This is a genomic window from Lentimicrobium sp. L6 (genome assembly GCF_013166655.1).
Classification (GTDB): Bacteria; Bacteroidota; Bacteroidia; order Bacteroidales; family UBA12170; genus UBA12170.
In genome coordinates, this window is record NZ_JABKCA010000010.1 from 61382 (window position 1) to 80217 (window position 18836).

Consider the following 18836-nt stretch of genomic DNA (forward strand, 5'->3'; position numbering starts at 1 on the left):
TATTTGCTAGCATAAAACTGATTCAATAAAACAATGCAACAACAATTCTATATCGCTCTTATTGCTTTTAGCCTTTTGGTCATTATTTCTTATGTGTTTTCTCTCATCTCTAAGAAATTCAAAATTCCATCGGTATTACTGCTCTTATTACTGGGGATTAGTGCTCGTTTTACTTTTCCTGACTTGGCCGACTCTGTGGAGATTCTCCAGCAGAGCCTTCAGTTTTTTGGAACACTCGGGTTAATTTTAATTGTATTAGAAGGTGCTTTGGAACTGGATTTTACCAGAAAGAAACTTCCTCTCATTCGTAATGCATTTTTTTCAGCCCTATCAATTCTGGTGATAACCACAGGCTTAATAGCCTTTGTTATCAAGCTTTTTGTTCCAGAATTGGAAATTCGTTCTTGTATTATTAATGCCATTCCTTTCTCAATTATCAGTTCTGCCATTGCTATTCCTAGTGTTGAAAATGTATTGAAACTAAAGAAAGAGTTCGTTGTTTACGAATCCATATTCTCCGATATTCTGGGGATTCTATTATTTAATTTCTTTGTGATGAACCCAGAAGTTTCTGGTAAATCTATTGGTTTTGTGGCCTTAGATTTGTTTTTGGTCACTGTGATTGCTGTGGGTTTAACCATCCTCATTTTCGAGTTTATCAAGAAAGATATTCTCCAGATTCGTTTTATCTTGCTATTGGCAGTGATTGTTTTGCTTTTCGTTATTGGAAAAATGCTGCATTTCTCATCATTAGTGATCATTCTTATTTTTGGTGTGATTCTTCATAATGCACCACGAATTAAATGGTGGATATTTAAGAAGTATGCAGAAGATGTCATGCTTAAACAGCATATTGACCAGTTTAAAGTGATCACCATTGAAGGTGCATTTATGATTCGAACCATCTTCTTTTTTGTGTTTGGTTATTCCTTAAACCTCATGTCTTTACTCAATTTCAATGTCATCATTCTAGGCTCATTAATCCTTCTAGTTATTTATGGAAGCCGATATGCTTATTTAAAGATTTTCCACAAAGAGAGTCTTAGTCTAGAGTTTTATGTAGCACCGAGAGGCTTAATTACCATCCTTTTGTTTTATAATATTCCTGAGGCTGATAGTATTGGTTTACTTAGCGAAGGCGTCTTATTTTATATCATTCTAGTAAGTGCACTCGTCATGATGTTAGGAGTGATGAAAGGAAGCGAAGAAAAGTTTGTTCAAAAATCTGATTATCAATAATAGGGTTTATTCTTTAAAGATTTTTTTGCTCCCTTTTAGGTATTGGCAGACAAATTAAATCTATGCAGATTTTTAAACCATGTAATCGTTAATAATTTCAAAGAAAGACGAATTTCATTGCAATTGAGTTATCTTTGGTTTTATATTAAATTAATCCGTGAGAATTAGCGTAATGCGCGATCGAAAAAATAAAAATATGAAATTATATAGTATAGAAACCGGAAACCTAAAACTAGACGGAGGAGCCATGTTTGGCGTTGTTCCAAAGGTAATGTGGTCCAAGAAATATCCAGCCGACGAGAACAATTTGATCAACTTAGCCATGCGTTGTCTTTTAGTGATTGATGGCGATAGAAAAATCTTAATAGATAATGGGATAGGAGACAAGCAGGACGAGAAATTCCTCAAGCATTTTCACTTAAATGGAGAAGAAACTCTAAAGTCTTCCTTGGCTAAATTAGGTTTATCAAAAGATGATATCACCGATATGGTATTAACCCACCTTCATTTTGATCATACTGGCGGAAGTATTGAGTGGAATGAAGATAAAACAAAACTCATTCCAGCCTTTAAAAATGCCAATTATTGGGTAAGTAAAGCGCAGTGGGAATGGGCTACAAAACCTAATAAGAGAGAGAAAGCCAGCTTCTTAGGGGAGAATATCCAGCCCATGGAGGAGTCTGGTCAATTAAAAATCATTGAAGAAGAGGGAGAATTGTTTCCCAATTTTAATGTCAAATTGTATAATGGTCATACAGATGGACAAGTAATCCCACATATAAACTATAATGGAAGAACGGTTGTGTTTATGGCCGATTTATTACCAAGTACCGCTCATATTCCTATGCCCTGGGTAATGGCTTACGATACGCGTCCACTACTCACACTCCAAGAGAAAGAGCAATTCTATGAGGAGGCTATTGAAAATGATTATGTCTTATTTTTCGAACATGATATTTATAATGAATGTTGTACGCTAGAAGCTACAGAAAGAGGACCAAAAGTAAAAGAGACCTTTAAGTTAAACGAGCTATTGGAATAGTTTTAGATTGATGAATTATTCCAAAGGTTTGAAACAATAAGCTTTCAAACTAAGAACATGGAACAAATTCCATGTCCGAGAAACTCTGAATTCTATCCAACAATAATCCTGAGCTACCTTTTTGCTTATCTTTGTACAAGAGCGTAAAATATAAAATAATCGATACATGAAAGATATTAAATGGGGTGAATTACCCTTTGGATACTCAAAAACAAATTATAATGTTCGTTGTTATTATCGTGATGGTAAATGGGGTTCTATAGAGACCACATCTTCTGAGCATGTTAGTATACACATGGCTGCCACAGCTTTACACTATGGTCAAGAAGCTTTCGAAGGTTTAAAAGCTTTTAGAGGTAAAGATGGTCAAATCCGTTTATTCCGTTGGGAAGAGAATGCAAAGAGATTGCAAAAATCTGCCGAAGGTATTATGATGGCTGAGGTACCTACTGAATTATTTATGAAGATGATCATGAGAGTGATTAAATTAAACAAAGAATTTGTTCCTCCTTATGGTACAGGTGCTTCTTTATATTTACGTCCAGTATTATTTGGTTCTGGCGCTCAGGTTGGTGTGAAGCCTGCTAATGAATACTTATTCATAGTTTTTGTAACTCCTGTTGGTCCATATTTCAAAGAAGGATTCAAGCCAGTCGATATTCAATTGGTAAGAGATTATGATAGAGCTGCTCCATTGGGGACTGGTCACATTAAAGTAGGTGGCAATTACGCTGCTTCTTTACGTCCAGGTACTAGAGCTCACGACGAAGGGTTTGCTTCTGTTATGTTCTTAGATGCTAAAGAGAAAAAATATATTGATGAAGCTGGCCCAGCTAACTTCTTTGGTATTAAAGATGGAAAATATATAACACCTGATTCACATACTGTTCTACCTTCAATCACCAATATGAGTTTACGTCAAATTGCTGAAGACATAGGATTAACTGTTGAAAGAAGATCTGTTCCAGTTGAAGAATTAGGAACTTTCGAGGAGGCTGGAGCTTGTGGAACTGCTGCTATTATTTCGCCAATTGGGAAAATAGTAGATAGAGAGTTGGACAAGACTTATACCTACTCTACTGATGGAGAACCTGGCCCTTGGTCAACAAAATTATACAAAAGATTATTAGCTATCCAATTAGGAGAAGTTGAAGATACACATGGTTGGAATACTATTGTTGAATAGTATCTGTTTAATCAATGATAAAAAATGCTGTCACCTTTTTGTGATGGCATTTTTTTGTCGTCTGAAATAAATCAGAATTTGATTTCTTTTTACCTTTATGGAAACTTATTTCTATGGCAACGCAAAGAGAAATACTCCTACCCGAAGCATATTACCATGTTTTTAATAGAGCTGTTGGGAATGACAAATTATTTAAGAGTAATAGAAATTATAGCTACTTCCTGGAATTATGCAATAAGAAAATGATTCCTTGCGACGATATTATTGTGTATTGTTTAATGCCCAATCATTTTCACTTTTTAGTAAAGATAAAACCTGTAAATGAATTGTGAGAATTGTTTTCTGTAGATGAGAAAATAACTGAAAATGAATTAAGTAATCTCATTTCAAGAAAAATAGGAAGTGTATTTAACTCTTATGCTCAGGCTTTTAATAAAGAAAATAACAGAAGAGGACGTTTATTTATTGATAGATTTAAACGTAATAAAGTAACTTCTGTGAAATACATGAGGAATCTAATTCTGTATATTAACAATAATCCTAAAAGCGCTGGTTTAGTTAAAAAAACTTGAACATTGGAATTTTAGTTCTTACAAATATATTATTTCAGAATTACCAAGTTTGGTTAAAAAGGAAAATGCGATTTTGGCTTTTGAAGATTTGGAGAATTTTATATTCGTTCATCGTCAGAACCCAAAAAGTTTGGAAAGTTTTTAATCCAGTCCCTCCGAGGGCTCATAGCCCTCGGAGGGACTGGATAGCATGCTTTACTCCCGAAAATCACAGCCCACCAAGTGGTCATTCACCAAACCACAAGATTGCATCAAGGCGTAAACTACAGTTGTTCCAACAAATTTAAATCCTCGCTTTTTTAAATCCTTGGAGATTTTATCTGATAGCGGAGTATTCGCAGGGACTTCCGATTTATCTTTAAAATGATTGATAATAGGCTGGTGATTGACAAAGCCCCATATGTATTTGTCGAAACTACCAAATTCTTCTTGAATCTTTAAAAAAGATTGGGCATTGCTGATGGCAGATTTTACCTTGAGCTTATTTCTGATGATCCCTACATTTTGTAACAATTCTGTTTCTTTTTCCTCACCATAAAGGGCAATCTTTTTATAATCGAATTGATCAAAAGCATCAAAGAAATTTTTTCTTTTTCTGAGGATGGTAATCCAACTTAATCCGGCTTGAAATGTCTCTAATACCAAAAACTCAAACCATTCTTGATCTTCATGAACAGGTTTGCCCCATTCTTTATCGTGGTATTCTTGATATAGAAGATCCTCACCAGCCCACCAACACCTATTTGGTTTACTCATTTTATTTAAGTAAGTCCTTGAGTACCTCAGTTGTTAATTCTTCACCTGGTAGTTTAGGAAAGCCTTCCCAAATTACAATCCCTTCTGGGTTGATCAGAATCACATGAGGAATACCAGTTACTTTTAACTCGTTCTTTACTCTACTTTGCGTATCGAAACCATTGGCATATTGAATATGTTCTTTTGCATAGGGTTCTACTTTTTCCTTAGTTTCATTACTTATTCCTATAATCACTAATTTGTCGGCGAATTTTTTTTGCCACTCGTTTAACTCTGGAATACCCTTTCTACATGGTCCACACCAAGTAGCCCAAATATCTATAAGCACATATTTACCTTTTAAATCACCAGGTTCTGTAACCCAGCCCTCCACTTCAATGGCAGGTGCTTTTTGGCCTATAAATGACTTGGCCCACATCTTTTTCTCTGGACTTGGGTGGTTAATTACATCTGATGATTTGGCAGAAACTAAAATAAGAAATAAGGATAAGGTGAAGAAGATAGCTTTTTTATTCATGATGAGTGGGATTTACAATGTTATTAATTCCTTTATGTTAAAAACAAAAATAAGCATAAAAAGTTGCATGGGTTTTCTGATTTTAACATTTATTTTAATTTGCTCATTTTCTTGTCTTTAATTGCCTAGTCAATTAATGAATTATCCCTACCTTCGCCAAAATTTTTTAATTATTGAATTGGAGACTTCTAAGGTCGATATAAGATGATGAAGTAACCGAAAAGAAAATATTGATATGAAGATTACAAAAGACACAGTGGTTTCCCTTACTTATATCCTAAGTGAAAATGACGTGCAAGGAAACTTAATCCAAGAAGTTACTAAAGACAAGCCTTTTGTTGTTTTATTTGGTGCTGGAAGCTTATTGCCAAAATTTGAGAATGAATTAGAAGGCCTTAAGGCTGGTGATTCTTATGGTTTTAGTATTGAAAGTAAAGAAGGTTATGGTGAACTTAATCCAAATGCTGTTATTGAGTTAGATAAAGACATTTTTAAAGTAGAAGGTGAAATTGATACTGAAATGCTTCAGGTAGGAAATTCGATTCCAATGCAAAATGATCAAGGTCAGCCATTGAATGGACTAGTAAAAGAAATTAAAGAGGATAAAGTAGTTATGGATTTTAATCATCCTTTAGCTGGTGTAAACCTTTATTTCACTGGTGAAATACTTGACGTGCGTGAAGCCTCTGAGGAGGAATTATCTCACGGTCATGTTCACGGAGATGGTGGAGTTCAGCACTAGAAACTGATTAAAATGCTATAAAAAAAGAACCACTCTTATTTCTAGGAGTGGTTTTTTTCGTTTTCTGTATTGTTTATACTATTTGTATAACAAAAATATAGTATTTCGTTTATGGATATCAATAGGGTCTTTCCTTTTTTTCCAATTTTGAGCAGTATCGCTAATAATAAGCTCAGTTTCCAAAGTTATATCCGTTGCAACACATATTTTAGTAGTTGGGGAACTGGTCTTTATTAAACTCTCTAGCATTTGATTATTACGATATGGAGCTTCAATAAATATCTGAGTTTGATGTTGTCTGAAAATTTTATTTTCAAGGTCCTTGATGGTTCTTTCTCTTTGACCTCTTTCACGAGGAAGATAGCCTAAGAAGGCAAAATTTTGCCCATTAAAACCACTAGCCATTAGAGCTAGTAGGATAGAGGATGGTCCAACTAAAGGAATAACTCTAATTCCTTTAGCATGAGCCATAGAAACGATATCTGCACCAGGATCTGCAACGCAAGGAGTTCCAGCGTCACTTAATAATCCAATGTCTTGACCTTTTTCAGCGTTATTTAAGTAGCTGATAATATCTCTAGGTTTACTGTGCTCGTTCAGCTCTAAAAACTCCAATTCCTCAATTCTTCCTTTCCAGCCCGCTTTGCTTAAGAACCTGCGCGCATTCCTCAATTCTTCAACAATAAAGTGTTTAATATTTAGGATCTTCTCAATATTACCATTGGGAATAATGTCTTCCAGATTGCTTTCACCTAATGTGTTAGGAATCAGATATAATTTGCCTTTTTTTTCCATATTACCAGTTTACTTCTGCTCTTCTAACTGGCATAGTCATGCAACGTGCACCACCGCCACCTCGAGCTAATTCGCTACCTTCGATTGTGATAACGTATTTTTCATATTCTTCAGGGTTTCGTTTCTCACTCACCACATCTTTTGCAGTAATGACTTCAAAACCATTTTTATTTAATTCTTCAATAGTATATACATTTCTTCCATATCCAATCACCTTTCCAGGTGCTAATGCAAAGAAATTTGTTCCACTATGCCATTGTTCTCTTTCCATAGTATATGGGTCGCTATGACCACCACAATGAATAGGTTTCATGTCCATGCCTAAAGATTTTAGCCCACTAAAGATATTCGCGGTTTCTTTAATAGAATCTACTTTGCCATTATCTATAGTAATCATAATTGTTCTAAAACGATTTGCTTGCATGATAACTGGTTCGTAGATCATACATTTATCTTTATCCAAGAAAGTGAAGGCCATGTCTAAATGAATGAAAGATTCAGGACTATGGGGTAACTCCTGAACAATGATATGTCTTCTTTCTTTAGTACTTTTTAAACACTCAATAATAAAATCGATTCCTTGACTAGTAGTTCTTGGGCCGAGGCCTATCAATAAAATATCTTCTCTAGCAATTAAAACATCACCTCCTTCTATGGTTAAGTTTTTCATGGTACGAGCAATAGTCTGTGGATTTACTGTTCTAGTATTAAAACCAGGATGGAAGTCGAATATGCTTTCCATGATAATAGCTTCCCTTTCCCTAACTTCATTGGCCATCTTGTTAATGAGAACTCTCTTGTTGACAGAGACAGAAGCGTCACGCATAAAGAAAAAGTTATGCAAGGGTTTTAGAGTATATCGATCTGGATCCAGAAATTTGGTCAAATTGTTAACTACCATTTCACCTCCTTGAATTAAGGTGGCAGCTAAGTCTTTATTAGTTAAATCAGTAATATGACGTTCGTAACGTTCTATATTTTCACTTTTTAGAATTCTCTTAATCAATGTTTCCTTCACCTTATCATTACCCAAAATATCTTCTAAAAGGTCTTTTACTTCAAAAGTTTGGGTTAATTTATTTAAGGCCCCGCTAAATTCATCATATTCCTTAGTAGCAACAGTTAAGTTCAAAATATCTGAGTATAAGGCTCTTTCAGCATTTTGAGGAGTCATGTTTTCTACTTCAGGACCAGGTGAATGTAAGATAACACCTTCCAGCTTTCCTATTTCTGAGGATACTTGTATATCGATTGGATTCATCACATAAAAATTTTTGCAAAAGTACTAAAAATGAGCTTAGAAATAGGGATAAAAAACATGAGTGTATAACGTAATTTCTTAGAGATGAATTAAAAAAAATGAGTTTAAATAACGAATTTGTCTCAGATTTGTCAATCTCCATACAAAATCCTATATTCGAGCAATCAAAAAAATATATATCATTGAGTTTAACAATAGCACAAGCACAAGAAGTCGTTGATATTTGGATCAAGGAAAATGGAGTGAGATACTTTAATGAATTGACCAATATGGCCATTTTAATGGAAGAAGTAGGGGAGGTGGCTAGAATTATTTCTCGTAAATACGGAGAGCAGTCCTTTAAAAAAAGTGATGAAAAAGTAGATTTAGCCGACGAGTTTGCTGATGTGCTTTTTGTTCTTATTTGCTTAGCTAATCAGACCGGAATTGATTTGACAATGGCTTTACAAAAGAATCTCGAAAAAAAAACCAAGCGAGATTCTCAGCGACATAAGAATAATCTCAAACTACAAGATAATAACAAAACCTAAATATATGAAAAGAAGAATACTATTATTGTTAAGTATTGCTTTGTTGGCATGGCCTGTTCTTGCGCAGCAAAGTGACAGCACTAAGACTGCTAAAATTAAAAAAGGATGGAGCTTTGGGGCACTACCTGTGGTATCCTATGATAGTGATCTCGGATTTCAGTATGGTGCTTTAGGATCCATTTATCATTATGGTGATGGAAGTAGATTTCCTGAATACGATCATATGTTTTACGTGGAAGGAAGTTTATTTACAAAGGGAAGTGGAATTTTCCGTTTTGCCTATGAAAGCGATCGTCTGATTAAGGGTGTTAGAATCAATTTCGATATGAGCTATATTCCAGATGATGCCTATGATTTTATTGGGTTTAATGGATATGAATCTGTGTATAATCAAGCATGGATTGATCAGGATAATGTAGAAGACTACATAAGTCGAATGTTTTATAAGCAAAAACGAAACATGTTCCGTACTCGAGTTGATTTTCAGGGGAAATTAGCCATAAAGAACTTGAATTGGACTGGTGGTGTTGAGTTTTATAATATGGAAATTTCTAGTGTTAATATTGATAAATTTAATAAAGGAAAAGATGGCGATGATCTTTTGCTTCCTATTGATTCGATGCCTGGTTTATATGAAAGATATCAAGAATGGGGATTGATAGATGCAAAAACTAAAGATGGTGGAATGGTGATGGGATTAAAAGCTGGTCTGGTTTATGATTCTAGAGATAATCGCGCTCATCCTACAAAAGGAATTTGGACTGAAGCCGGTTTGTTCTTTGCTCCTTCCTTTATCAATGATGTGGATGAAGGCTATCTTAAATTTTATTTAACTCACAGACAATACTTCAATATTGTAAAAGACCGATTAACTTTTGCTTATAGAATCGGCTATCAATCAAGTCTGGTGAATAAGGGACCTTGGTATACTGATCAATTAATTATTACGAGTGCTCTTAGAGGAGCTTTCTCAGAAGGATTAGGTGGGGCAAGAAGCCTTAGAGGTATCAAGAGAAATAGAGTAGTAGGAGATGGTATAGCTTATGGTAATTTAGAGTTGCGTTGGAAAGTCATTTATTTCGATTGGTTTAATCAGAACTTTTATATTGGTTTAAATGGTTTTCTCGATGGTGGACAAGTGGTGAAGTTAATACCCACAGAAGACCAGATTGCAATAATTGATGATCCAACTATTGATAAAGAAGATTATTTTGATGTGGGGGCTGAAAGTATACATACCAGTTATGGTTTAGGTTTAAAGATAGCAATGAATCATAATTTCATTTTCGGAGTGGATTATGGTAGAGTTGTTAGTGATAAAGATGGTGGTTCGGGAATTTATATCGGATTGAATTATTTGTTCTAGGTGAAAATATTCAGGCATAAAAAATCCCAAAATCTTAAGATTTTGGGATTTTTGTTTTAAAGGCTATTTCCTAATGATTAAGAAAAGGATATTCAACTTTAGTTAAAAATAAAGCTTGTCCTGGAACAGACCAGCCTGCATTTCCGCGATTTTTACTTTCTATTACGGCTCTAAATTCTTGTAAACTCATTTTTCCTTGTCCAACTTCTAATAAAGTACCTACAATGGCTCTTACCATATTTCGAAGGAAACGATCTGCTTGAATAGTAAAGACCCATAAATGATCCTCCTCCAAATTCCATTCGGCTTTCATGATTTTGCAATTAAAGGTATTTACATCGGTACCTGTTTTCGAGAAACATTCAAAATCACTATATTCAAAAAGTATTTTAGCGGCCTCATTCATCCCTTCAAAATTCACATTTTTAAAAGGTAGCTGATAACTCAAATCTTTCTTGAAAGGGTTTTTTTGAGTGACGATGTGATATTCATAAGTTCTGCTTGAAGCATCAAACCGGGTATGTGCATCTTTATCAACCTCAAATATTTCTTGAATGGCTATGTCATAAGGAAGTATAGAGTTTAATTTATAAACCATTTGTTCCAAGGGAAACCGAGTTTTTTCAAAATCTATTTCCAAATGCGCATAAAATTCACTGGCGTGGACACCTGTATCGGTTCTTCCACAGCCAGTTATCATTTGAGGAGCTCTTAAGAGTATTTCTAAAGCTTCATTTATTTTTTGTTGCACAGTCATGGCATTGGGCTGAATTTGCCAACCATGATAATTTGTACCTAGATAGGAAAGCTTTATAAAATACCTTTTTTGCATTAGTTGATAATATCGAAACCAGTATAGCGCTGTAGAACTTCAGGAATTTTAATTCCGTCTTCAGTTTGATTATTTTCAATCAAAGCAGCCATAATTCTAGGTAGCGCTAATGCACTACCATTTAGAGTATGCGCTAATTGACTCTTTCCATTCTCATCCTTAAAACGAAGCTTCAAACGATTGGCTTGGAAGCTTTCGAAGTTGGAAACAGAACTCACCTCTAGCCATCTATCTTGACCTGTACTATAAACTTCGTAATCAAAAGTTAAGGCAGAAGTAAAACTCACATCACCACCACAAAGGCGTAATTCACGATAAGGTAGTCCTAGCTTTTCTAATAATCCGATAACGTGAGCTTTCATCTCTTCTAAAGTCTCATAAGACTTGTCGGGATGTTGAACTTGTACAATCTCTACTTTGTCAAATTGGTGTAATCTATTTAATCCTCTAACTTCTTTACCATAACTACCAGCTTCTCTACGGAAACAGGCTGAATAAGCCACGTTTTTCACAGGGAAATCGGCTGATTTTAAAATGACATTTCTGTAAATATTAGTAACAGGAACTTCAGCAGTAGGAATCATATAAAGATTATCGGCTGGCATGTGGTACATTTGGCCTTCTTTATCAGGTAATTGACCAGTTCCATAGGCAGAATCCTCATTTACCATAAGTGGAGGAAGTACTTCTAAATACCCATTATCAACGGCTTCATCTAAGAAGAAACTAATGAGGGCACGTTGTAATTTGGCTCCTTTTCCCTTATATACTGGAAATCCAGCCCCGGTAATTTTAACGCCTAATTCAAAATCAATAAGGTCGTATTTCTTGGTCAGCTCCCAGTGAGGAAGTTTGTTAGATCCTAATTCAGGAATGCTACCATGTTCAGATAATACCTCATTTTCCTCTTCACCTTTACCTGGCTTTACTGTTGGGTGCGGAATATTTGGCAAGGAAATGATAAGGTTTTGAAGTTCTACTTCGGTTTCTGCTTTTTGCTCACCTATAGACTTAGAAAGACTCTTTAATTCAGCACTCCTAGCTTTTTTTGTATTGGCCTCCTCAATTTTTCCTTCTTTAAAAAGTAAACCAATTGATTTGGCTATTTGGTTGGCTTCAGCAAGATTAGCATCAAGCTCCCCTTGAAGTTTCTTTCTTAAATTGTTTTTCTCTTCTATTTGGGGAATGATATCGCTAGCATCAAAGTTTTTGATTTTAAGCTTTTCAATAACTTCTGCCTGATTTTCAATGATATAGTTTGTTTGCAACATGGGTTTTCTATTTTTTGCAAATGTAAACGATTCATGCTCAAAATAAAAGGTTGAGCATAAAAAAACTGTCAAGCAATAAGCAAGACAGTTTTATTTTTTATAACAGTATTAGCTTATTCGGCAGCTTCAATAGGACTAACAGATACATATGATCTATCTTGTCTAGTCTTTTTGAATTCAACAATACCATCAACCAAAGCAAATAAAGTATGATCTTTACCCATTCCTACATTTAGTCCTGGGTTATGAACTGTACCTCTTTGTCTGATTAAGATATTACCAGCTTTAGCAAACTGTCCGCCGTATATTTTTACTCCGAGTCTTTTACTTTGGGACTCTCTACCGTTTTTCGAACTACCAGCACCTTTTTTATGAGCCATTTTTTCTAATTTTGAGGGTTCAACTTAATACCAATGCCTATGCAACGATATTTTCGATTTGTACTTGGGTTAAATTCTGACGATGTCCCTGAAATTTCTTATAACCTTTTCTTCTCTTCTTTTTGAAAACAAAAACTTTATCTCCACGTAAGTGAGAAAGAATTTTAACGGAAACTTTCGCTCCTTCGAGCACAGGGGTTCCAATCTTAACAGCTCCTTCATTGTCTACTAAAAGCACCTTATCAAACTCTAGGGAAGCTCCCTCATCGCCTTCTAAACGGTGCACAAAGATCTTTTGATCTTTAGTGACTTTAAACTGTTGCCCAGCTATTTCTACAATTGCGTACATGTTATTAAATGTAATTAGTTTAACATTTTTCGGAGTGCAAAAGTAGATAATTATTTTTGATAAACAATACTTTTGATTAAAATATTTAATTATTATTGAATTGTTTTTAGGCCTTTAATGGCTTAAAATCAAAGGTCTCGTGGAATACTACCATTGTATGGGGGCTCAGGATTCTAAATTTCATTGTGCTTTCTGATTTTATGTGTTTTTCCAAATAAAATCGAGTAAAATGGCAGAATGTTAGATTTGTTAAGATCTCTTTAAAATTTAAAGAATTAAAAAGGATACATATACGAGTTAAAGAGCTACACTTACTAATAATAGATGGTTTTGATAAAACTAAATTTCTTATCTTTAGTATATGATTAAAAAAACGCTGTTATGAAAAAATTTAAACTCACAAGAAGTCTTTCTGTCTTCTTAATTGCATTAGTCCTAGGTGTAGGATTCCAATCTTGTAAGAAAATTGAGAAGCCTCAAGAAGAAACTGAGGTTGACGAAATCAAATTCACTATTAATAATGACTCAGAAAGTTTAACCTCGAGCAGGGTGACTTATTATAATGAGCCCATTATGTTTTCAAAGAAATCTAGCGACAAAAGCTCAGGTGGGCATACCTGGTATTATGTGGCTGAGGTAGAGTCGCCAAATTTCTTAGGAGATGACTTGAGTGCAACTCATGTTGTAATATCTGATGATAAAGCTTATGTTAGCTATAATAGACAAGGTGATGAGTATGCTGGAGGTGTGGAAGTGATAGACCTATCGAATCCGGCTTTTCCAGCTATTATTTCTCAGGAATTATACGATGGTGCAGATGTAAATGCGGTAGCTGTTGATTATAATGGGAATGAAAGCCAAAAGAAATTATGGTTGGCCTTAAGTAGCTTTAAAAAAGGAGCCTTAATGCGTCAGGTCATCCTAGAGAATGGCTTATTGGGAGCTAATATTTCTGATGTTAATTTATCAAAATCATTAAGTGATGGAACTATTGCAGCTTCTGCAAATGGTATTGTTGCTTCTTCGGATTATATTTATGTAACTGCTGGACAAAGTCATGGTGGTACGTTTCAATTATCGGCAAATGATTTAAGTGTTTTGGCAAACGAAGAGTATACACATGCTAAATACCCTGTTGTAAATGGCTTAGATGTAGGTAGTAAGCAAATAACTTTGAGAACGGGAGAAAACTCTCAGATGTTAGTCTATAATGTAGGACCAACTAGAAATCCTATTACCTACGATATTACTTCTGTATACCACCAAAATGTAGAAGAACCCTATAAAGGAAAATCAACCATTCATATAGACGAAGGCGGCATTGTTGCCTATGTAGCTTCTGGATTGCATGGATTAAAAGGATATAATATAAATACAGGTGCCGAAGTTATTACATCTCCATCTAATATGTTGACCACAGGAAATACCAATGGTATTGCAAAAGATGAGGATTATATATATTTAGCTAATGGTGCGGATGGTTTATATATAGCTACTTTGCCTGATGGTGGGAGTGGTGAAATTGTACCAGTTCAAGTTTGGGACTTACAAGAGTCTGGTGCTTCAGCTAATTTAGTTCAAACTGATGGTGATTGGATATTTGTTGCCAAAGGTGGAGGAGGATTAAAAATCTTAAGAAAGATTGCAAACGGAAATTATCCTGTAATCTGTGATTATGATTCTCAAGGTATTCCTGAGTGTTTAGAGCCAAATCCAGATGATTTATGTGAAAGCTTACTGTCTGATTTAGGTGTGACTTTACCTGAGCGTCAAAATGCATTGACTCATCATCCTGAGTATTTTGTAAATGAAAACAGAGAAATTGTATTATCAGAACCTGCACAAATTAGTGTAACTTATATTAGTGAAGGAGCGGGTTTTAGAAACTCATTTGGTTATTATTTCTATAACCAAAATAATCCTCCAACGACGGCTGCCGACTTGCAATCATCTATGACCATCATTTTTCCTAATGCATCAGGAGAAGGTTCTGGTGGCGCATTGCTGCCTGGAGATAAGATATATCAACTTGGTACTTTCCCTGCAGGAACAGTGGTAGGATATTTTATGCAAGCCAATGCATGGAATGGGCAAGAGGTAACCAATGGTTTGTATACCCATTATACCATTCCTGCTTTCAACCAAAACGAAACTCAACAACATATTTTAATGTATGATTATAATTGTAGTGATGTATTAATGGCATTTGAAGATGTATTGCTTCCAGATGGAGACCACGATTTTAACGATTTAATATTCCAAATGAATATAGAGCCTGCAGAGTCTGTACCTACGCAGGATTACAATCAAATTCCCCCAGAAGGGAATTAAAACAGCGGATTTTTTTTGATCGAAACCAGTTTCCTATGCTCAGGAGACTGGTTTTATTGTTTATGCTTTGATATGGATCTGGATCTGTTTTTAATGATTTGAAAACTTTTTTTGAAAAGAAACGTAGAACAGAGAAAAAACGATTGATCATGAAAATTAATTACATCCTAATATTAGTAAGCATTGCTTTTGTTTTGGCTTCTTGTGGAGAGGAAAAAGAGCCGGTTAAAACAGAAACTCCTGTTGAGGAAACTGTAGTTTTACAAGAAGTTATTGAAGAACCAATAGCAGAAGAAGTGATAGAGGTTGTACCACCTCAACCCAAAAAAGTTGTAGTTCAAAATGGCGAATGGTTATATGATATCGCAAGAGATCATTATGGTGATTTTCATGATTGGGAAAAAATATATGAAGCGAATAAAGATAAGATTTCAGATCCTAATATTATCTATCCTGGAATGGAGTTAGTGCTTCCTGAATAAATGAGGAAAAGATTATTTATAGCTATTAAGATAAATCCGACGAAGGAAATACTGCATCGGGTTTCTCTTTTTCAGGAAAACCTGGACGATGATAACATTAATTGGATCAGGGCTGACCATTATCATCTAACACTTAAGTTTTTAGGGGATACCTCCTCAGAGAAAATAGAGAGGATGGCGGAAAAGTTAATTCGTATTTTGCAGGAAGAGCCAGCTTTTAGATTGAAGTTGTCAAAATTTGGTTTGTTTGGCAGTAAATATAGTCCACGAGTAATTTGGGCAGGAGTTGAGCCAGAGTTAGAGGTGGGGAAGTTGGCCCAGAAAATTTCAAAAGAGATGGAGTCGTTTGGTTATAGGAATGATCGGCAGAATTTTGTGCCACATTTGACAGTGGCTCGAATTCGAAAGTTGAAAAATAAGGCTCATTTTCAACAGGTGTTTTCTAAGTTGCATTCAGCGGTACGGCTTGAACAGCTTGTTGATGAAGTTGTTTTATTTGAAAGTAGGCTAAGTAGCCAAGGTGCGGAATACAGTGAGCTTGCAAGATTTCCATTAAAAATAGACTAAGCTATTTTTTATTAAATTGGTTCATGGTTCTATCAATACCAATAGTACCATAAGCAATCACCATGTCTGCAGCAATGGAGATTTTCTCGTCTATTATTGGTCGTTCGGAAGCTTTCCAAGGGCTTAACACAAAATCAGCTTGCCTTCCTCTAGAATAATCATTACCAATGCCGAATCTTAGTCTCGCAAAATCATTTCTGCCTAAAACTTGTATGATGTTTTCCAATCCATTATGCGAACCTGGGCTGCCTTTTTTACGCATCCTCAGGCTTCCCAAATCCAAGGCCAAGTCATCAGTAACAACCAGGACCTTTTCAATAGGGACTTTCTCAGCATCCATCCAATATTTCACCGCTCGTCCGCTAAGATTCATATAGGTGGTAGGCTTTATCAGAACAAAAGTACGACCTTTGGTTTTAAACTTACAAACGCTTGCTAACCTTTCAGTCTCAAACTTTTCACCAAATTCCTTTGCAATATGGTTTAATACATCGAAACCAATGTTGTGACGGGTGTAATCGTATTCGCTACCAATATTTCCAAGTCCAGCAATGAGATACTTCATTTTGTTATTTATATGATTTAAATGGTAATATAAGAAAAGGCATAAGGTAAAATACCTTATGCCTTATATGTAGATTCTTAAGATTCTTATTCAGCTGCAGCAGCTTCACCACCTTCGCCTTCGCCTTCGCCATCTTCATCTTCTTCACCAACAGCAGCACCTCTAGCGGTTTTAACACCTACTACAAGGTTTCCTTCTGTGATTTGTGGAACAAGTTTCCCGAAATCGATATCACGAATTTTGATGTTGTTTCCAATATTAAGACCAGAAATGTCAATTGTGATAAATTCAGGAATGTCATTAACTAAACCTTTAATAGGAATGGTTCTTAATTTTTTAGTTAATATTCCACCTTTGATGATACCAGGAGCTACGCCTTTTAGTTTAACAGGAAGGTCGATATTTACAGGCTTGCCTTCAATAATTTGAAGAAAATCAGCATGCAATGGCTCATCTGTTACTGGATGATATTGAACGTCTTGTAAAATTGCAGGAATTACTTTTCCATTAATCTCTAGATCAATAATAAATACATCAGGAGTAAAGATAATTTTGTTGAAAGGGTTCTTTTCAATAGTGAAGTGAGTTTGCTCACCACTGCCATAAAGAACACTAACTACTCTACCTTCAGCCCTGTGCATCTTGGCATCTTTTTTCCCTACGTTCTCTCTTGGAGAACCGCTAATAGATACTCTTTTCATTGTGTTATTATTTAAAATTTATAATTGTGTAGTGAACTTAAAATGTTCACTAATGGATTCGAAATTGTGTATTCTATCTATTACATCAGCAAATATTCCAGCTGTTGATAAGACCGTAATTTTACCAGCTCCTTTAATCGGAAGTGTATCGCTAACGATAACTTCACTAAGTCCAGATTCTTCCAGTTTTTGTACTGCATTTCCAGAGAAAACCGCATGTGTACATAGTGCTCTGACACTATTAGCCCCTTGTTCTAACATAAGGCCAGCAGCTTTTGTAATGGTTCCGCCCGAATCAATAATATCGTCTACTAAAACCACATCTTTTCCTTTCACATCACCTATCACTTGCATACTTTCGATAACGCCTGCTTTTTTTCTTTGCTTGAAGCAGATGACCAAGTCTGTATTTAAGAATTTAGCATAAGCGGCAGCTCTTTTAGCTCCTCCGGTGTCTGGAGATGCCATAACTAAATTAGGTAGCTTTAGATTGTGAAGATAAGGGATAAAGATGGAAGAGGCATAAAGGTGATCCAATGGAAGGTCTACGAAGCCTTGAATTTGATCACTATGTAAATCCATAGTTACTATTCTGTCAACTCCCGCTGCAACCAGAAGGTTGGTCATCAGTTTTGCTCCAATAGAAACTCTTGGTTTATCTTTTCTATCTTGTCTTGCAAAACCAAAATAAGGGATGACAGCCACTACTTTTTTTGCGCTTGCTCTTTTTGCTGCATCAATCAATAATAGCAGTTCTAATAAGTTTTCAGAAGGAGCAAAGGTTGATTGAACAAGAAAAACGGTGTTCCCCCGAATAGTTTCATCGAAAGATGGTTGAAATTCACCATCGTTAAAAACTGCTGTTGATACTTTGCCAAGTTCTTGACCGTACTCCTTAGCAATCTTTTCTGCCAAATATTCAGTGGCTCTTCCTGTAAAAATATTTACTTTTTCAGACATTATTTTGCTGATTTTTAGTATGCTGTAATTTTCGGCAAAAGTATATTTAATTTTTCGGATCACCAAATTAATTCAGTCTTTATTGGCTAGTTTTTTTTGGCTTTTTTACATGATGCAGAATATGTTTTTTTTTGTTTGAGATTAGGAAAAAGTATTTATCTTTGCATCCGCTCTTTAAGAGTGAGCCACGCCCGGATGGCGGAATTGGTAGACGCGCTGGTCTCAAACACCAGTGAGGTAACACTCGTGCCGGTTCGACCCCGGCTCCGGGTACTAAAGGATAACAGAAATGTTATCCTTTTTTTTTATTTCAAATATTCTTTATTTGATTATTATTTATATAGGGTTACCCATTTAGTTCACAAATAGTTGTATATGAGTATATTATTTTG

Annotated in this window: 21 protein-coding genes and 1 tRNA gene; 11 read left to right on the top strand and 11 right to left on the bottom strand. The window is 35.2% G+C overall.

The genetic code is table 11. The annotated features are described in order from the left end of the window. Nucleotides 1–33: 33 nt before the first annotated feature. The 4 genes from HNS38_RS04020 (at nucleotide 34) to HNS38_RS04035 (ending at nucleotide 3799) form a co-directional block, all read left to right on the top strand. Nucleotides 34–1239, top strand: coding sequence for a cation:proton antiporter (locus tag HNS38_RS04020; RefSeq protein ID WP_172282476.1), 1206 nt, complete (start codon nucleotides 34–36; stop codon nucleotides 1237–1239). Nucleotides 1240–1435: 196 nt separating this feature from the next. Next, the gene (locus tag HNS38_RS04025) at nucleotides 1436–2281 is read left to right on the top strand and encodes an MBL fold metallo-hydrolase (RefSeq protein ID WP_172346013.1); all 846 of its coding nucleotides are present in this window, start codon (nucleotides 1436–1438) and stop codon (nucleotides 2279–2281) included. 166 nt (nucleotides 2282–2447) lie between these two features. Beyond that, nucleotides 2448–3467: a branched-chain amino acid aminotransferase gene (locus HNS38_RS04030; protein WP_172282472.1), complete on the top strand. Its 1020-nt coding sequence runs from the start codon at nucleotides 2448–2450 to the stop codon at nucleotides 3465–3467. A 113-nt stretch (nucleotides 3468–3580) separates the two neighbouring features. Continuing rightward, nucleotides 3581–3799, top strand: a complete 219-nt coding sequence (locus tag HNS38_RS04035) for a transposase (protein WP_172282470.1) — start codon at nucleotides 3581–3583, stop codon at nucleotides 3797–3799. Nucleotides 3800–4234: 435 nt separating this feature from the next. On the opposite strand, the gene HNS38_RS04040 is transcribed toward HNS38_RS04035, so the two are convergent. Further along, nucleotides 4235–4795 (bottom strand): DNA-3-methyladenine glycosylase I, encoded by a 561-nt coding sequence (locus HNS38_RS04040; RefSeq protein WP_172282468.1) that lies wholly within the window; start codon nucleotides 4793–4795, stop codon nucleotides 4235–4237. Between the two features lies 1 nt (nucleotide 4796). Beyond that, nucleotides 4797–5312, bottom strand: a complete 516-nt coding sequence (locus HNS38_RS04045) for a TlpA disulfide reductase family protein (protein WP_172282466.1) — start codon at nucleotides 5310–5312, stop codon at nucleotides 4797–4799. Between the two features lie 235 nt (nucleotides 5313–5547). On the opposite strand from HNS38_RS04045, the gene HNS38_RS04050 reads away from it, so the two are divergent. Further along, nucleotides 5548–6054, top strand: coding sequence for a peptidylprolyl isomerase (locus HNS38_RS04050; RefSeq protein WP_172282464.1), 507 nt, complete (start codon nucleotides 5548–5550; stop codon nucleotides 6052–6054). 78 nt (nucleotides 6055–6132) lie between these two features. On the opposite strand, the gene HNS38_RS04055 is transcribed toward HNS38_RS04050, so the two are convergent. Then, nucleotides 6133–6849, bottom strand: a complete 717-nt coding sequence (locus tag HNS38_RS04055) for an SAM-dependent methyltransferase (RefSeq protein ID WP_172282462.1) — start codon at nucleotides 6847–6849, stop codon at nucleotides 6133–6135. A 1-nt stretch (nucleotide 6850) separates the two neighbouring features. Next, a complete protein-coding gene (locus HNS38_RS04060; RefSeq protein WP_216663631.1) occupies nucleotides 6851–8110 on the bottom strand; it encodes an arginine deiminase family protein in 1260 nt (419 codons plus the stop codon). A gap of 182 nt (nucleotides 8111–8292) precedes the next feature. Here HNS38_RS04060 and HNS38_RS04065 point away from each other — a divergent pair, with 182 nt between their 5' ends. Together HNS38_RS04065 and HNS38_RS04070 are read left to right on the top strand one after the other, a co-directional pair. Continuing rightward, a complete protein-coding gene (locus HNS38_RS04065; RefSeq protein WP_253916381.1) occupies nucleotides 8293–8640 on the top strand; it encodes a nucleotide pyrophosphohydrolase in 348 nt (115 codons plus the stop codon). 4 nt (nucleotides 8641–8644) lie between these two features. Then, a complete protein-coding gene (locus HNS38_RS04070) occupies nucleotides 8645–10006 on the top strand; it encodes a BamA/TamA family outer membrane protein (protein WP_172282455.1) in 1362 nt (453 codons plus the stop codon). Between the two features lie 70 nt (nucleotides 10007–10076). Here HNS38_RS04070 and truA read toward each other — a convergent pair whose 3' ends face one another. From truA to rplU, 4 genes are all read right to left on the bottom strand, one after another. After that, nucleotides 10077–10838 carry a tRNA pseudouridine(38-40) synthase TruA gene (truA, locus tag HNS38_RS04075; protein WP_172282453.1) on the bottom strand — a complete coding sequence of 254 codons (762 nt, stop codon included), beginning with the start codon at nucleotides 10836–10838 and terminating at the stop codon, nucleotides 10077–10079. After that, entirely contained in the window at nucleotides 10838–12109 is a 1272-nt protein-coding gene (gene serS, locus HNS38_RS04080) for a serine--tRNA ligase (RefSeq protein ID WP_172282451.1), read from the bottom strand. Before serS ends, truA begins: the two co-directional genes overlap by 1 nt. Nucleotides 12110–12222: 113 nt before the next feature. Next, nucleotides 12223–12489, bottom strand: a complete 267-nt coding sequence (gene rpmA, locus HNS38_RS04085) for a 50S ribosomal protein L27 (protein ID WP_172282449.1) — start codon at nucleotides 12487–12489, stop codon at nucleotides 12223–12225. Nucleotides 12490–12526: 37 nt separating this feature from the next. Then, nucleotides 12527–12838 (bottom strand): 50S ribosomal protein L21, encoded by a 312-nt coding sequence (gene rplU / locus HNS38_RS04090; RefSeq protein WP_172282448.1) that lies wholly within the window; start codon nucleotides 12836–12838, stop codon nucleotides 12527–12529. A gap of 381 nt (nucleotides 12839–13219) precedes the next feature. Between rplU and HNS38_RS04095 the strand changes: the two genes are divergently transcribed. The 3 genes from HNS38_RS04095 (at nucleotide 13220) to thpR (ending at nucleotide 16218) form a co-directional block, all read left to right on the top strand. Further along, entirely contained in the window at nucleotides 13220–15169 is a 1950-nt protein-coding gene (locus HNS38_RS04095; RefSeq protein WP_172282447.1) for a DUF4114 domain-containing protein, read from the top strand. Between the two features lie 149 nt (nucleotides 15170–15318). Beyond that, complete coding sequence (locus tag HNS38_RS04100) at nucleotides 15319–15651, top strand: LysM peptidoglycan-binding domain-containing protein (protein ID WP_172282446.1); 333 nt, start codon at nucleotides 15319–15321, stop codon at nucleotides 15649–15651. Continuing rightward, nucleotides 15652–16218 carry an RNA 2',3'-cyclic phosphodiesterase gene (gene thpR, locus HNS38_RS04105; RefSeq protein WP_172282444.1) on the top strand — a complete coding sequence of 189 codons (567 nt, stop codon included), beginning with the start codon at nucleotides 15652–15654 and terminating at the stop codon, nucleotides 16216–16218. It abuts the gene before it with no gap. Nucleotide 16219: 1 nt separating this feature from the next. Here thpR and pth read toward each other — a convergent pair whose 3' ends face one another. The 3 genes from pth to HNS38_RS04120 form a co-directional block, all read right to left on the bottom strand. Continuing rightward, on the bottom strand, nucleotides 16220–16783 hold the full coding sequence (pth, locus tag HNS38_RS04110) for an aminoacyl-tRNA hydrolase (RefSeq protein ID WP_172346014.1): 564 nt from the start codon (nucleotides 16781–16783) through the stop codon (nucleotides 16220–16222). An 86-nt stretch (nucleotides 16784–16869) separates the two neighbouring features. Beyond that, a complete protein-coding gene (locus HNS38_RS04115) occupies nucleotides 16870–17484 on the bottom strand; it encodes a 50S ribosomal protein L25 (RefSeq protein WP_172346015.1) in 615 nt (204 codons plus the stop codon). Nucleotides 17485–17502: 18 nt separating this feature from the next. Next, entirely contained in the window at nucleotides 17503–18444 is a 942-nt protein-coding gene (locus HNS38_RS04120) for a ribose-phosphate pyrophosphokinase (protein ID WP_172282440.1), read from the bottom strand. A gap of 189 nt (nucleotides 18445–18633) precedes the next feature. On the opposite strand from HNS38_RS04120, the gene HNS38_RS04125 reads away from it, so the two are divergent. Continuing rightward, nucleotides 18634–18717: transfer RNA gene (locus HNS38_RS04125), tRNA-Leu, on the top strand. The last annotated feature ends 119 nt before the right edge of the window (nucleotides 18718–18836 follow it).